Source organism: Rhodococcus sp. IEGM 1379 (assembly GCF_030056815.1).
In the GTDB taxonomy this organism is placed as follows: domain Bacteria; phylum Actinomycetota; class Actinomycetes; order Mycobacteriales; family Mycobacteriaceae; genus Rhodococcus_F.
The window spans coordinates 1-13,049 of the sequence record NZ_JASHKR010000109.1; the positions used below are offsets into that span (position 1 = coordinate 1).

13 protein-coding genes and 1 tRNA gene are annotated in these 13,049 nt (G+C 59.8%); 6 read left to right on the forward strand and 8 right to left on the reverse strand.

The annotated features are described in order from the left end of the window. Nucleotides 1–37: 37 nt before the first annotated feature. Both QM600_RS27095 and QM600_RS27100 read right to left on the reverse strand, forming a co-directional pair. Nucleotides 38–1,207 carry a sensor histidine kinase gene (locus QM600_RS27095; RefSeq protein WP_283264859.1) on the reverse strand — a complete coding sequence of 390 codons (1,170 nt, stop codon included), beginning with the start codon at nt 1,205–1,207 and terminating at the stop codon, nt 38–40. Nucleotides 1,208–1,227: 20 nt separating this feature from the next. Continuing rightward, on the reverse strand, nt 1,228–1,926 hold the full coding sequence (locus tag QM600_RS27100; RefSeq protein WP_502943118.1) for a response regulator transcription factor: 699 nt from the start codon (nt 1,924–1,926) through the stop codon (nt 1,228–1,230). 159 nt (nt 1,927–2,085) lie between these two features. Here QM600_RS27100 and QM600_RS27105 point away from each other — a divergent pair, with 159 nt between their 5' ends. The 3 genes from QM600_RS27105 (at nt 2,086) to QM600_RS27115 (ending at nt 5,331) form a co-directional block, all read left to right on the forward strand. Beyond that, nucleotides 2,086–2,541 carry a light harvesting protein subunit alpha gene (locus tag QM600_RS27105; protein ID WP_283264860.1) on the forward strand — a complete coding sequence of 152 codons (456 nt, stop codon included), beginning with the start codon at nt 2,086–2,088 and terminating at the stop codon, nt 2,539–2,541. Nucleotides 2,542–2,692: 151 nt separating this feature from the next. After that, nucleotides 2,693–3,487, forward strand: a complete 795-nt coding sequence (locus QM600_RS27110) for a metal-dependent hydrolase (RefSeq protein ID WP_283264861.1) — start codon at nt 2,693–2,695, stop codon at nt 3,485–3,487. Between the two features lie 188 nt (nt 3,488–3,675). Beyond that, nucleotides 3,676–5,331: a cholesterol oxidase substrate-binding domain-containing protein gene (locus tag QM600_RS27115; protein ID WP_283264870.1), complete on the forward strand. Its 1,656-nt coding sequence runs from the start codon at nt 3,676–3,678 to the stop codon at nt 5,329–5,331. A gap of 65 nt (nt 5,332–5,396) precedes the next feature. On the opposite strand, the gene QM600_RS27120 is transcribed toward QM600_RS27115, so the two are convergent. From QM600_RS27120 to QM600_RS27135, 4 genes are all read right to left on the reverse strand, one after another. Beyond that, nucleotides 5,397–5,912 (reverse strand): pyridoxamine 5'-phosphate oxidase family protein, encoded by a 516-nt coding sequence (locus QM600_RS27120; protein WP_283264862.1) that lies wholly within the window; start codon nt 5,910–5,912, stop codon nt 5,397–5,399. After that, nucleotides 5,912–6,202 carry an ATP-binding cassette domain-containing protein gene (locus tag QM600_RS27125; RefSeq protein WP_283264863.1) on the reverse strand — a complete coding sequence of 97 codons (291 nt, stop codon included), beginning with the start codon at nt 6,200–6,202 and terminating at the stop codon, nt 5,912–5,914. The genes QM600_RS27120 and QM600_RS27125 overlap by 1 nt, the downstream gene beginning before the upstream one ends. 39 nt (nt 6,203–6,241) lie before the next feature. Further along, on the reverse strand, nt 6,242–6,547 hold the full coding sequence (locus QM600_RS27130; protein WP_283264864.1) for an ABC transporter substrate-binding protein: 306 nt from the start codon (nt 6,545–6,547) through the stop codon (nt 6,242–6,244). Nucleotides 6,548–6,823: 276 nt separating this feature from the next. Next, complete coding sequence (locus QM600_RS27135; protein WP_283264865.1) at nt 6,824–7,855, reverse strand: ABC transporter substrate-binding protein; 1,032 nt, start codon at nt 7,853–7,855, stop codon at nt 6,824–6,826. Between the two features lie 169 nt (nt 7,856–8,024). On the opposite strand from QM600_RS27135, the gene QM600_RS27140 reads away from it, so the two are divergent. From QM600_RS27140 to QM600_RS27150, 3 genes are all read left to right on the forward strand, one after another. Then, on the forward strand, nt 8,025–9,581 hold the full coding sequence (locus QM600_RS27140) for an acyl-CoA synthetase (protein WP_283264866.1): 1,557 nt from the start codon (nt 8,025–8,027) through the stop codon (nt 9,579–9,581). 120 nt (nt 9,582–9,701) lie between these two features. After that, entirely contained in the window at nt 9,702–11,138 is a 1,437-nt protein-coding gene (locus QM600_RS27145; RefSeq protein ID WP_283264867.1) for an SIR2 family protein, read from the forward strand. A gap of 88 nt (nt 11,139–11,226) precedes the next feature. Beyond that, on the forward strand, nt 11,227–12,528 hold the full coding sequence (locus tag QM600_RS27150; RefSeq protein ID WP_283264868.1) for a wax ester/triacylglycerol synthase domain-containing protein: 1,302 nt from the start codon (nt 11,227–11,229) through the stop codon (nt 12,526–12,528). Here QM600_RS27150 and QM600_RS27155 read toward each other — a convergent pair. Together QM600_RS27155 and QM600_RS27160 are read right to left on the reverse strand one after the other, a co-directional pair. Further along, nucleotides 12,525–12,848, reverse strand: a complete 324-nt coding sequence (locus QM600_RS27155) for a hypothetical protein (RefSeq protein WP_283264871.1) — start codon at nt 12,846–12,848, stop codon at nt 12,525–12,527. The two genes, QM600_RS27150 and QM600_RS27155, sit on opposite strands and share 4 nt — an antisense overlap. Before the next feature lie 129 nt (nt 12,849–12,977). After that, nucleotides 12,978–13,049 (reverse strand) — tRNA-Pro (locus QM600_RS27160).

Genomic DNA, 13,049 nt, shown 5'->3' on the forward strand with positions numbered 1-13,049 from the left:
CAGCCCACTCATTCACCGGTATTCACCATTCTAGCCACTAACTGAACGGTATTGGCGCTAACCCCAATCCACTGCCGGTGTCAGCAGCGCTCGGGCCGCGCACAAAACGCTCGAACATCGACTTCCGGATTGATTTGTCGATCAGTGTTCCGTTGTCGTCGACGACTATGGTGGCGGCGCCGGCACTCTTACCGGGACTTACGGCGACATTGATGCGACTGGCGCATCCGTGCCTGACCGAGTTGGTTATCGCGTTGGCCAGCACCAACCGGATGCCGGCGGGGAAAGCCTGAACGGTCAAACTTTCAGGGCCGTCCAGGGTGATTGTCGTGCCGCTGTGCGTTCGGCCGGCTTCGTCGACGACTCGGTCGGCTATTTCCACCAGATCGACGCAGGCGTAGTCCGCGGTATCCGCGACCTCTCCGAGGGCGAGAGTCTCGAGATCGGTGAGAGTGCGCTCGATCTGTAGCTGCGACTCCAGAAGTTCGGCGGCAAGGTCGCGTCGCTGAGCGTCGGTGAGTTTCAGTGTCGCAAGAACTTCCAGGTCTGTGCGCATTGCTGTGAGAGGGGTACGCAATTCATGGGCGGATACACGGGCGAAATCGCGGGCTGACTCCAGTGCCCGCTCGGTTCGGCTGCGATCGAGTTCGATTCGGCTGAGCATGCTGTGTATCGCGTCGGAGAGTTCTTCGGCCTCGCGGGTGCCACGCACCGACGGGGCGTGGCGGGACAGCCCTTCGATATCGAGGTTGTTGCCGATCGAACTGGTTGTCTTCGTCAATTCCTGAAGAGGACGCACGGCACAGCCGGTGAGAATCCACCCGAGCCCCGCCGCGACCAGTATCGCGATTGCAGCTGCAGCAGAAACTTGGAATGTTTGTTCTCGAATTGCCTGTGTCAGAGGATCTTCGGGCACGCTGACGGCCAACGCCACTCCGCTCTCGCCGGGGAGGACGACGTCACGAGTGCGGATGTCGGTAAGTGGCTGTAAAACGGTACCTGGGGAGATGACGGCCGGCGTAGATGCAACAGTTGGTTCTTCGGTTCGAATCGCATATGTCGAATCCGCAGCTATCCCGAGCGTAACGGAATTGAGGGTGCGGTCCAGTTGCTCGGAGCCGTTGACGCGCAAGAACACTACGAACGCGATACCGATTGCGGCAATCACGATACCGGCCGCCAAGCCGGAAGCGATCGCAACTCGCATCTGTAATGACAATGGCCGCTTCATCGTTCGGTCCGCAGAACGAAACCGACGCCGCGAACGGTATGGATCAGTCGAGGCGTGCCGTCCACTTCCAGTTTCTTGCGCAGGTACGTGACAAAGACGTCCACGACATTGGTATCGGCGGCAAAATCGTAGCCCCACACCAGCCGAAGAAGTTGCGGCCGGCTCAGTACCACTCCGGTATGTTCGGCGAGAACAGCAAGCAGATCGAATTCCCTTTTGGTCAGTTCGATTCTTGTGCTGCCGACGTACGCGCGGTGACCGGGCAGATCGACGGTAAGTGGCCCCACCGAAATCGGCCGGCTGGTCTTCGGCTCGGTATGTGCCGTGCGTCGCAACAACGCCCGAAGCCTGGCGACCAATTCGCCCAACTCGAACGGCTTGGTGAGATAGTCGTCGGCACCGGCCTCGAGACCTGCGATGCGATCGCCAACCGAACTGCGTGCGCTGAGAACGCAGATCGGCACCTCGTTGCCGATGGCGCGCAAGACAGTGACCACCCCGACACCGTCGAGGCCGGGCATGTTGACGTCGAGAACGATTGCCGACGGGCACCGCTTGCTCACGGCGGTGAGTGCAGACCGACCGTCTACTGCGGTGTCGGTATCGAATCCCGATAGGCGCAGTCCGCGTTCGAGGGAGGCCAGAACCTTGGTGTCGTCGTCCACGATCAGGATGCGTTCGGATGTGCTCACCAGGCCATAGTGCCACCGGATTCCGGCGCTTCGGCTCGCCGGTGCATCAGGGCATTGCATTCTCATCAAACCCTAAGAAATCGCTAACGGATCAGCAGTATCGGCTCCCTAACGTCGGTACTCGGATGCAGACAGCGCCCAAATGAACGACAGGAGTGAACGATGACACGAACGACGGCCAAGGGAACGCGGGCCCGACGAATTGCTGTAGCGGCAGCGTCGATAGCAGTGCTGGGAGCGGCAGTTGTTCCGGGTATCGCCTGGGCTTCCGATCCGATCTCCGAAAGTTCGCCGGTGGTGCTGAGCACTGGCAGCGTGCCCGGTCCGGTTGAAGCGGGGGTGGCCACCACGTGTAGTCAGGTCGCTCCGATCTCGGGCGAGGAACTTCACAAGCTGATCGAGGAAGGGCAGATAGCGTTCGACGCGGAACCGGCGGTAGTGCTGGCGGGGGATGTGTCTGTAGTCGACATGAGGACGACGCCGGGTGGGTCTGTGCCGGCCGTCGAGATTGGTGAGGCAGTTTCCATCGGTGAGGCCGTTCCGAGCGGTGAGGCGATAGCTGTTTTAGAGGCATCGCCGGGCGTAGCTGTCACGATCGCCTGCACCGTCGACGAGTGATACTGCTGATGAAAGTAGCTACGTAGCAATTCCTTTGAGCCGGAATGGTGCGGCCGTGCCGAAATGAGGAAAGTCTGTCGGTGGCACTTGCTACGTTCTGGAGCGGCCCCGACGCACGTGTCGGGGCGCGCTTCGGAAGGTGTTGTGCGTCATGGTTATGGGTCCTACCCACGCAATGTCCGGTGCTGCCGTTGGTCTGGTGGTTGCCGAACTCTTGCCGCTCGATTGGGGTGGCCCCACCTCCACTGCCGAGACTCTGACCTTTGCCGGGGTCTGTGCGGGCGCTGCGCTGCTTCCGGATCTGGACACCGGTCAATCGACTGTCGCGCGGTCGTTCGGGCCGATCAGCAAGGCTCTTGCGCAGGGCGTCGACGCCGTATCGGTGGCGTTCTACCGCCTCACAAAAGGCAAGAAGGACGGTAAGCGTCGCGGCGGGCACCGGACGCTCACGCACACCGCGCTGTTCGCGGCCGGCCTGGGCGCCGGAGTGTCAGCGTTGGTCGTGCAGTTCGGAAAGCCCGCGATCATCATCACCTTGTTCTTCTGTTTGGGGCTCGCGATCCGCGGATTGGCGGGTGACTTCGCGAAGGAGAAGGGCTGGCTGATCGTGTCAGCGATGGCCTTGGCTCTGTCCGCGCTGACGTGGCAGTGGTATCCGAGCGAGGCGGGATCCACCGGATTGGGGGTCGCGGTCGCATTGGGTTGTGCGACGCATTGCCTCGGGGATGCAATCACCAAGGAAGGCGTTCCGTTCCTTGCGCCGCTCATTCCGTTGGGTGGTAAACGCTGGTGGGAGCAGCGACTGCCATCGTTTCTCTCGATCCGTGCCGGCGGCAACGTCGAGAAAATTCTGATCGGCCCAGCGCTCACGCTCTTGACAGTGTGGCTGATCGTCGGTGCTTTCGATGGTGCGCCGGAGGCGATCTATGCGGTGTTCGCTTCGTAAGTTTCATAACGATTATTACGGAACCACTGGCATCGTAATCGAATCTGTTCTACGTTCGTCCTGACGTAGACCGAGTCGGCAGAGGCGAGTGGACAGTGACGCAAGAAGATGTGGTGCAAGAGAAGTCCGGTTCGGTGAGCAGGCGCGGATTCCTCGCGGCCGGAGCCGGGGCCGTTGCAGTTGCCGGGATGTCCTGGGCGCCGGCCGGTGCGGTGCCGTGGGGTCCGCAATCCACGCTGGTTTCGCCGCCCGAGTTTCCGGCCGGAATTCCGTTGTCTCAGCAGGCCTACGCCAACTGGTCCAAGGAAATTGTTCTCGACAGCGTCTGGACGGCAACCGCTCGAAGTGCGGATGACGTAGTGATTCTGTCGAACTGGGCGCACGAGCATGGATATACCGTGCGAGCGCGCGGCACTATGCACGGGTGGAGTCCGCTGACGGTTGTTCCGGGTGCGCCGGTCGATCGTGTGCTGCTGGTGGACACCATGGTCCATCTGAATTCCGTTGCGGTGCAGCACGGCACGCCGTCAACCGTCACAGCGGGTGCGGGTGCCAGCATCGAGAAGATACTTGCGGCGCTTCAAGATCAGGGGCTCGGTTGGGCCAATGCCCCGGCCATCGGTGAGCTGTCCATCGCGGGCGCCCTCGCGATCGGCGCCCACGGCGCTACGTACCCGGCTGCCGGGGAGACGATTACGCCAGGTCAGTCGTACGGATCTCTGAGCAATCTCATCACAGCCATGACAGTGGTGGCCTGGGACGCATCCGAGAACAGTTACCAGTTGCGCGAATTCAAGCGATCCGACTTCGAGAGCACAGCATTTCTGACCCACCTCGGACGTACCTTCGTGACCTCTGTGACGCTGCAGGCCGGCGAGAACTACCGGTTGCGGTGCCAGAGTTTTACCGACATCACCTGGCAGGAGCTTTTCGCGCCGCCGGGCTCACCGGGGCGGACATACGAGAGCTTTGTCGAAGCATCCGGACGCGTCGAGGCCATCTGGTTTCCGTTCACAGCGACGCCGTGGCTGAAAGTCTGGACACCGACGCCCGTCAAGCCGCCCGAGTCGAGGGAAGTGCACGGGCCGTACAACTACTTCTTCTCCGACGCGCTCCCCGAAGCAGTTACCACCCCGCTGGGGTTGGTGGCCAAGGGATTACAGGCAGCTACACCGCTGTTCGGAGCTTCGCAGTTCGGTGCCGTCGCAGCTGGACTCGTGCTCACTGATACCGACGACCTGTGGGGTTGGTCCAAGGACGTCTTGTTCTACCTGCGGCACACGACGTTGCGTGTCGTCGCCGGCGGAGGGGCCGTCATCACCAAGCGGTCCAACATCGCCCGCGTTGTCCACGAGATGACGAGTTGGCTGAATGAGCGGATGACGCATTACGCCTCGTTGGGGCAGTACCCCGTCAACATGCCATTCGAAGTGCGACTGTGCGGCGTCGACAATGATGACGAAGTCCTGGTTGACAGTGCCGGAGTGCCTGATCTCTCCGCAGTTCGGCCCCGCGCAGATCGTGATGATTGGGACACCGCGATCTGGATGAATGTGGTGTCGATTCCCGGCACGCGGGGGCTGTCGGCATTCCTTCGTGAGATGGAAAAGTGGATGGTCGCGAATTACTCCGGGGATTACGCCATCTTCCGGCCGGAGTGGTCGAAGGGGTGGGCATTCACCAACGATGCGGCATATCAGGACGACGAATTCCTTTCTCGCACAATACCTGCCACCTTCCGTGCCGGTGGAGACGGGAACTGGGACTTCGCACTGGGGACTTTCGACAAATACGACCCGCACCGAGTCTTCAGCAACACCTTCATCGACCGATTCATGCCCTGAATCTGGTGTGAAATGACTGTTGCCCAGCTCGATGAAGAGCTGGGCAACAGTCAGAAGATGTTGTGTCAGTTGCTTTCTGTAGCGACAGGATTCTTGTCGATAACACCATGATCGAAACGACTGCCGTCGAAGATCACGTCGAAAGCCTTGCCGAAACCGACAACGTAGCGCCCCTGTTGCGGAGTGAGGCGGAAGAGATGGAAGTCCAAGGTTCGAAGCAGGTCAACCATCTTGGCGTTCGTGCGTGCCCCGAGCTTCTCGAACGCGGCATCGTGTCCTTCTTCCGCGCACTCTATGACGGTGCAGGCGAAGCGGGCTCGTTCGATGTCGAAGAGATTGACAGATTCGCTCTCGCCCCCGTAAATCAGGACACAGGCAGTCTCGGCATTGTGCAGGTAGGTGTAGTGATCGGCGATCTCGCTCACGTAGACGTAGAGCGAATCCTCGGGAATGGCAAAAGGAACGATCGACAGAAACGGCTCACCGTTCTCGTCCTTCGTCGAGATGACAACAGTTTTGCGCTCGGCGAGAAAGGTGCGGTAGGCATCCAGAGACTTTTCGTGTTCTGCATCGGACAGCATTAGTGCGCCTCGGGTGTGTACATCGGGATGGCGGTCTCGGCGACATTCCATTGCCGTCGAACCAAGTGGATTCGGGGGCGGGCGGTGAGGGGATGCTCTTCCACCTCGGCTTCCATGCCGTGGACGCCACGAATCAGATCGGGAGTCAGTACCTCACCGGGCGTTCCCTCGGCGACAACCTGCCCCGATGCCAGAGCGACGATGCGATCGCTGAGCGTCGACGCCTGATTGAGGTCGCGCAGCACCATCAACACGGCAATTCCCAACGTGCGGTTCAGCGATGTGACCACCTCGAGAACTTCGTGTTGAAAGCGCTGTCTCGCTCGCAGTCATCGATGCGAGAATTTATCGGCTTCGGCTTGCTTGTCGGAGGCTTCGCCCAACACTCCGACGGCAAACTCGAGATCGCCGAAGCTGTCGGTCTCGAGGAATGCCGCGGGCGTGGTGGCGCCGGCCAAGCTGGCCTCGATCGTGCTGCGCGAGGTCTCCGCTGCAATCACCAGATCGGGGGAGAGCTTGATGATCCGTTCCACATCGGGAGCCATCGTCGAGCCGATGCGCGGCACATCGTTGAGAGCAGCGGGAAGCTGTTGCGTCGTCGTGGAAGGAATACCGGCGACCGGAATTTCCAGCAAGGTGAGAACCTCGGCCAGCGGAACAGATTCTGCTACAAGGTTTTCGGTGGGTTTATGGAGAACGGGGCGACCAACGCATCAACTGCGGCGGCGCTCGCTGCCGAGGATGTGGTCTCGGATGCTGCTGTGGTTTCCGCTGAGACGGAAGGGTCTGTGGAGCAAGCGGTTGCCCCGCCGACTAGAGCCAGACTGACAAGTAGGGAGTGCTCGCTTCGAGAAGACAAGGCCGCCGTTCGACTCCCGAGAGTCGAACGGCGGCCTTGTCTTCGGTGGTTACTACTTGCCGAGCTTTACCTGCAGATCGTCGAGAACCAGGCCGGCACCTGTCGGACCGAGGCCCAAGAACCAGGTCTCGTCGCTCACCTCGGTGGCGCGACCTTCCTTGACGGCATTCATGCTGGCCCACAATGGCCCGGCGACCACGGTTGCCTGGCCGGTATCGGCTGGTTTTCCGTAGCTGGAGTAGAAGATTCGATCCCCCTCGGCCTCGGTGATGGTTTCCGGGCTGACCTCGACTGCGAGTTCGTCGATGTCCTGAACGGCCGGGCGGGGGAGCCCGACGTCCTTCAGGATGACGCCGATGAAGGACAAGTTGCCGTAGAGGCGCAACTTGCCGGACATGAAGCGCACCAAGGAGATAGTCGGTGAACCGTCGATCGACTCACGAACCTGATCGGCATGTGTCTGGTAGTCGTTGAGGACCTGTTCGGCCTTCGTTTCCTCGCCCAGTGCGTCGCCGGCAAGGAGGAAGTTTTCCTTCCACGGGAACCCCGGACGGATGCTGAACACTGTCGGCGCGATCGCGGACAGTTGTGGGTACAGCTTGTCCTGGCGCAACTTGCTGCCGAGAATCAGATCGGGCTTCAGTGCGGTGATGGCCTCGAGATTGAGATTGTTGGTTGTGCCCACATCGGGGACACCCACCAGCTTGTCGGCGAGGTACGACGGCTGACCCGCCGCGCTTTCCGGGCTTGCCATACCTACCGGGGTGATTCCGAGCGAAAGAACTTCATCCAATTCGCCGCTGTCGAGGACGATGACGCGCGACGGCTTGGTATTGAGGGTGGTCTCACCCAGTGCGTGTTTGACGGTGCGAGGGAATTCCCCGGGTGCAGCGTCACTGCCGAGCTTCGCCGTTTCGGAGTCCGCGGTGCTGAACAGTTGGCCGCCGGTTGCGACGTCGGTATTTCCGTTCGCGTTGCTTCCGGCGTCGCTATTTCCGCAGGCTGTCGTAGCAAAGAGCGTCGCCAGTGCGACTATGGCGATTCGGACCGACGTGCGGGTCCGCTGGGGCGAGCGTGGGTGCATTAGGTCAGGCTACCCTGGTTAATTCGCACACTTTCGATGAGGTTCTGATGTCCGAAAGTTCTCGCACAGCGGGACACGCTGCGCAATTCGAACTCGACCGGTCGGTCAACGTGTTAGCTTCGCGAAAGACCTGTACCGGTACGTGAAGACATGTGTAGTGAGGAAGCCGATGACCCTGAACATTGCCGACCTGTTCGAGGCCGTTGCCGATGCGATTCCCGATCGCACGCCGCTGATTTTCGAAGATCAGCGCCTCAGTTATGGGGAACTCGAAATGCGGGCCAACCGATTGGCTCATCACCTCCGGTCCGTCGGAGTCGGACCCGGGCAACACGTCGGAATCCATATGCGGAACTGCGTCGAATACGTCGAGGCACTCATTGCCTGCATGAAGATCCGGGCCGTTCCGATCAACGTCAACTTTCGCTACACCGGCGCCGAGCTTGTTTACGTTTACACCAATTCGAAGATGGTCGCGCTTCTGGTCGAGAGCGAATTCGCGCCCCTCGCACGGGCAGTCGTCCCGCAATGTCCCGAGATTCGGCACATTCTCACCGTGGGTGACGAATACGAGAGTGCGTTGGCTGTGCAGTCCGACGCACGACATTTCGGCGTCCGATCCAATGACGACCACTTCATCATCTACACCGGTGGTACGACCGGCATGCCCAAGGGAGTTGTCTGGCGGCACGAGGACTTCTTCTTCGCTGCACTGTCCGGCGCCAACCTCAGTGGGCCGCCGCGTCGCACCCTCGAAGAAGTGGTCGAGGCAGCAGTTGCGAACACGAATCCGACTGTATTGCTGCTCATTCCGCCGCTCATGCACGGCGCCGCCATCCTCTCGCTGCTCACAGCCTTCCTCATGGGTGCTCCGCGAGTGCTTACCCACTCCTTCGATCCGATGGAAGTCCTGAGGTTGGTCGAGGCCGAGAAGATCACCGGCATCACGGTCGTCGGCGACGCGATCGCACGGCCTATCGCTGACGCAATGGCAGCAAGTGAAGGAAAGTATGATCTTTCGACGCTCAAGCTGATCGGCTCCGGCGGTGCGCTATTCTCGCCGAACCTCAAGGAAGAGTTGAAGACTCGACTCCCCGGTCTGGTTGTCAAAGACGCGTTCGGAGCCTCCGAATCCGGCAACGACGGCGTCGTTGAATTCAGCGAAGACGGAACAAAACGAATTCGCTCCAACCCCAACATGATCCTGGTCGACGACGAATTCCGCCGTATCGAACCCGGATCCGACGAAGTCGGCTTCATCGCCAGGGCTGGACATGTACCCGTCGCCTACTTCGACGATCCCGAAAAATCCGCCGCCACCTTCCCCGTCGTCGACGGCATCCGGATGGCAGTGCTCGGCGACATGGGCACGATAGAAAAAGACGGCTCGATCGTGCTTCTCGGCCGCGGTTCCATGTGCATCAACTCCGGCGGGGAGAAGATTTACCCCGAAGAAGTGGAGCAGGCACTGAAAACCCATCCGGCGGTTTTCGACGCTCTGGTTGCCGGCGCACCCGATACGCGATTCGGTGAAAAAGTTGCGGCTGTCGTTCAGGTCCGGCCGGGCTTCGAAGATGTGGAACTGGACGCGCTGTCCGAGCATTGCCGTATTCACGTTGCGGGGTACAAGATTCCGCGTTCCATAGTTCTGGTTCCGGCAATCCTGCGCTCACCGAGCGGTAAAGCCGACTACCGCTGGGCTAAGGAAACCCTCGCCGGGGTGTAACTGCTGCCCAGGAGCTGGTGAAGTACCACTGCATCGAGTGACGGAGTTTGGGAGTCGCGTACGGCTGAGAATAATGCGAGTACCGGTCATGTGTTTGTAGTTCGAGGCCGACTCGAATCGGTGGACTGGGATGCTGCCGTTGTGTCTACGAGCGGTAGCTTCCAGCCACGCGAGCACTGGTGGCCGGTGCTCGGACTCACTGGACCGGTAGTCCAGGCGCCGCCGGGCGCCGGGCGAGTTCGGTCGTTTCCACAGGCTGGGCAGCCAGTCTGGCTGTTGAACGTAGCGTCTCGAATATCAGTGCAGTGGCTGGTCGAAGGCATGTACGAGGTCCTCGAGACGATTGCGGCAGCTGGAATTCAGACCGGTGGAAGCCGAGTCAAACCGCTTGTTGCGTTGCCGACCTTCGGAGTCGGTTTGGGCGGGCAGGGGATGGTCCGGGGCGATGTCATCAAGGCATTGATCGAGGCTGCGATGCTGTGCGCAGACAAGTACGACTTCGATATCGCGTTTGTTGTCGCCAACGCTGCTGACTATGCCGCCTACCAATCGGTTCGGCGCGGCTACCTGCGCAATGCCGGTGTGCCGGTGCATGTTCAGGAACTTTCCGACAAGATGCAGGCGGGAGATGTCTCACTGCTATTGGGTGCCGGAGTCAGCATTCCTGCAGGCTTGCCGACGTGGGACGAACTTCTCGAGGAGATTCGAAGTGATGTACTTCCTGCGGTGAGTGCCGAGGACTTTGCCCGCTTAGGGGTTTTGGATCGCGCGCAACTGTTATCGAAGTCCATGGAGAAGGACGACCTAGGCAAGCGCGTTGCCGAGTTGACGGGCGGAGGAGTCGAGCCGTCGATGGCGCACTGCCTGTTGGCGACCCTTGGAGTCTCGAAAGTTGTTACTACAAACTACGACTCGCTGTACGAGAAAGCCTTTGAATCAGCTCACGGAACAGATTCGATCGCAGTACTCCCTCGAGGTGAGATTACTGCCGATCGGCCCTGGATTCTCAAGTTGCACGGCGATATTTCAGACCCGTCCAGCATAGTGCTGAGTCGACGAGACTTCGTCAGGTATGACGCTGAACGGCGTCCGTTGGGATCAATTGTTCAGTCCCTCATGGCGACTGGTCACTTGATAGTTGTGGGAGCGTCCATGACAGACGACAACGTGCTTCGCTTGGCTCATGAAGTCCTCGCGCTCAATGAGCGTAATAATCGTCAGCGTTCGTTGGGGACTGTGATCACGCTGCGGAACGACACGTTGCGGACAGCGCTGTGGCGGGGCGATTTCGACTATGTCGCTGCTTCGAATGCCGACGATGATGCCATTGCGGCGCGCGATCTGGAGATCCTTCTCGACAGCGTGTCGATTCTGATCAGCGTGGACGCCCCGTATCTCTTGGATACGAACTACCGGGGTTTACTGGACGGCGACGAGGTCAAATTGGCTGACGCGCTGCGAGACGCCTCAAAGATCATCGGCAAACTGCCATCCGAAAGTCGAGATCGCTGGCGAACCCTGGAGTCTGTGCTTATCGAGTTGGGCGCTAAACCATAGCGGGTCGGGGTGGCTAATTCGCGATAGCGGCGGGCGATGCTTATGGTTAAGCTCGCCCGCTTGCTGGTTTCCGTGTCGGAGATGATTTATGCCTACGAACCAACTGACTTCGGTTGATTTCGAATTGATTGCTGCCAATGTCGTGGATCGATCAACGGATGTTCTGACGATCTTCTTGTTCGATTCAGGCACTTCGATTCCGTTGGGTAAGTCGGAACTGCTCGATTTCCTTGGAGATCGAGCGTCGAAAATTCCTGAATTGCGATGGACGGTGACCACGGTTCCCGGTGGATTGAACTTCCCGCACTGGGTTGACTCGGAACCATTCGACATCGCCGATCATGTCGACGACAGCACCGAAATAACTTCGTGGGAAGGTATTTTCGAGTACTTCAGTGAGATCGCCGCGCAGATCGTCGACCCCTACGAATGCCTCTGGCGACTGCACGTCGTTCGAGGTATTCGTGACGCGCCCGGCATGCAGGGCGAAGCCACCGCAGTGATTTTGAAGGCGTCACATGCGTTGGGCGACGGTCGTACGTACAACGCGATTGTTCAGGCTCTGTTCTCGTCGACGCCTCTTCCGGAGTTTGTTCCGGAACTGACAGCGCCGAACCCGTGGTGGTTGGCGGTCAAAGGGCTTCTCGGAACTCCACGACAGTACGTCCGAGCAATTCGAGCATTGCCGGAAACCAGGAAACACGATGCCCCCAATTCCGGGGGCGGAACCGTGACGTTTTCAGGCAAGCGGTCGGCCGCAGCAATCACGCTTGATCTGAGACAGATCCGCGACTTCAAGGGATTCTGGCCGGGAGTGACGGTTACCAGCGTCGCCCAGACAATTATTTCTTTTTCGTTGGAAGAACGTTTCGGTGACAAGAGTCCACGGTCCATGCAAGTGATGTCCGGAGCGCCGGCCGACGCCGATGTGCGCGGACAAAACCACATGGGGTGCTATCACATCGATTTGGCGATGGACAAGGAAGATCCCGCGGACCGAATCGTTGCCATCACGGAAAACAATGTGAAGGGCAAAGCCGGATTTCCCGATGCCTTCCGAGCAGTACGCGCGTTGCAATACGAACTTCCGGCAATCGCAGTCAAACCGAAACTGTCCGCTGAACCGAAACTGGGAACAGTGGCGAGTAGCGTCAATCGAGGCCCGGCCACCATGACTTTGGGTGATTCCAGAATCGTGCTGACCGCATCATTTCCGTACGTGTCACCGCGGAGTCCGTTCAACCACGGAATTTATTCGGTAGGTGATGTGCTCACGATTTCGGTGATGAGTGGCACTCCGGATGCCGGCGATATCCGCGAATACGCGGCGATCCTGGAGAAGAACGCAGCCCGCGTGATGGCGTGTCTGGAGAAGCAGAAGACTCGCTAAAGCCAGGGCTCGATCGGCTTTTTCACCCACATGATCTTCTCGTCGGGATGCGCTCGCTGCGCTTCCGGCCTATCGGGGTGCGTCGACGCCCACTGATCCTTCTCGTTGATGAGCCCTGCCGCAATAGTCCAGGTCTCGCGGGTGCTCGGCGGGTTCGCGTCGGCCGCTCGAGCGAGCTTGCGCAACCTATCCTCGGGCATGTCCAGCAGTTCGGCGCCGGTGATCCCTCGATCCCACGCAAACTTGGCCAACCCCAACGCCTTTTCTCGGCGGCTGCGACTGGCTATGTCGTTGTGTGCGAAGTCCTCGTTCTTGCTCACTGTCACCAACTCCTCGAGTGCACGGTAGCGCACCCGCGAATGCACCTCACAAGTGTTCCAACCGGCGTTCACAACAAAAGAAGGCACCTTCTCCTTGCGGAAAAAGTGCCTTCTTCAAGTTCTTCACTGTCGGGGTGGCGGGATTTGAACCCACGACCTCTTCGTCCCGAACGAAGCGCGCTACCAAGCTGCGCCACACCC

What these genes read in the sequence shown, in the direction of transcription:
- QM600_RS27105 (WP_283264860.1), top strand. Translation starts at nt 2,086, where the DNA reads ATGACACGAACGACGGCCAAGGGAACGCGGGCCCGACGAATTGCTGTA.
- QM600_RS27115 (WP_283264870.1), top strand. Translation starts at nt 3,676, where the DNA reads ATGTCCTGGGCGCCGGCCGGTGCGGTGCCGTGGGGTCCGCAATCCACG.
- QM600_RS27095 (WP_283264859.1), bottom strand. Translation starts at nt 1,207, where the DNA reads ATGCGAGTTGCGATCGCTTCCGGCTTGGCGGCCGGTATCGTGATTGCC.
- QM600_RS27120 (WP_283264862.1), bottom strand. Translation starts at nt 5,912, where the DNA reads ATGCTGTCCGATGCAGAACACGAAAAGTCTCTGGATGCCTACCGCACC.
- QM600_RS27135 (WP_283264865.1), bottom strand. Translation starts at nt 7,855, where the DNA reads ATGCACCCACGCTCGCCCCAGCGGACCCGCACGTCGGTCCGAATCGCC.
- QM600_RS27110 (WP_283264861.1), top strand. Translation starts at nt 2,693, where the DNA reads ATGGTTATGGGTCCTACCCACGCAATGTCCGGTGCTGCCGTTGGTCTG.
- QM600_RS27140 (WP_283264866.1), top strand. Translation starts at nt 8,025, where the DNA reads ATGACCCTGAACATTGCCGACCTGTTCGAGGCCGTTGCCGATGCGATT.
- QM600_RS27150 (WP_283264868.1), top strand. Translation starts at nt 11,227, where the DNA reads ATGCCTACGAACCAACTGACTTCGGTTGATTTCGAATTGATTGCTGCC.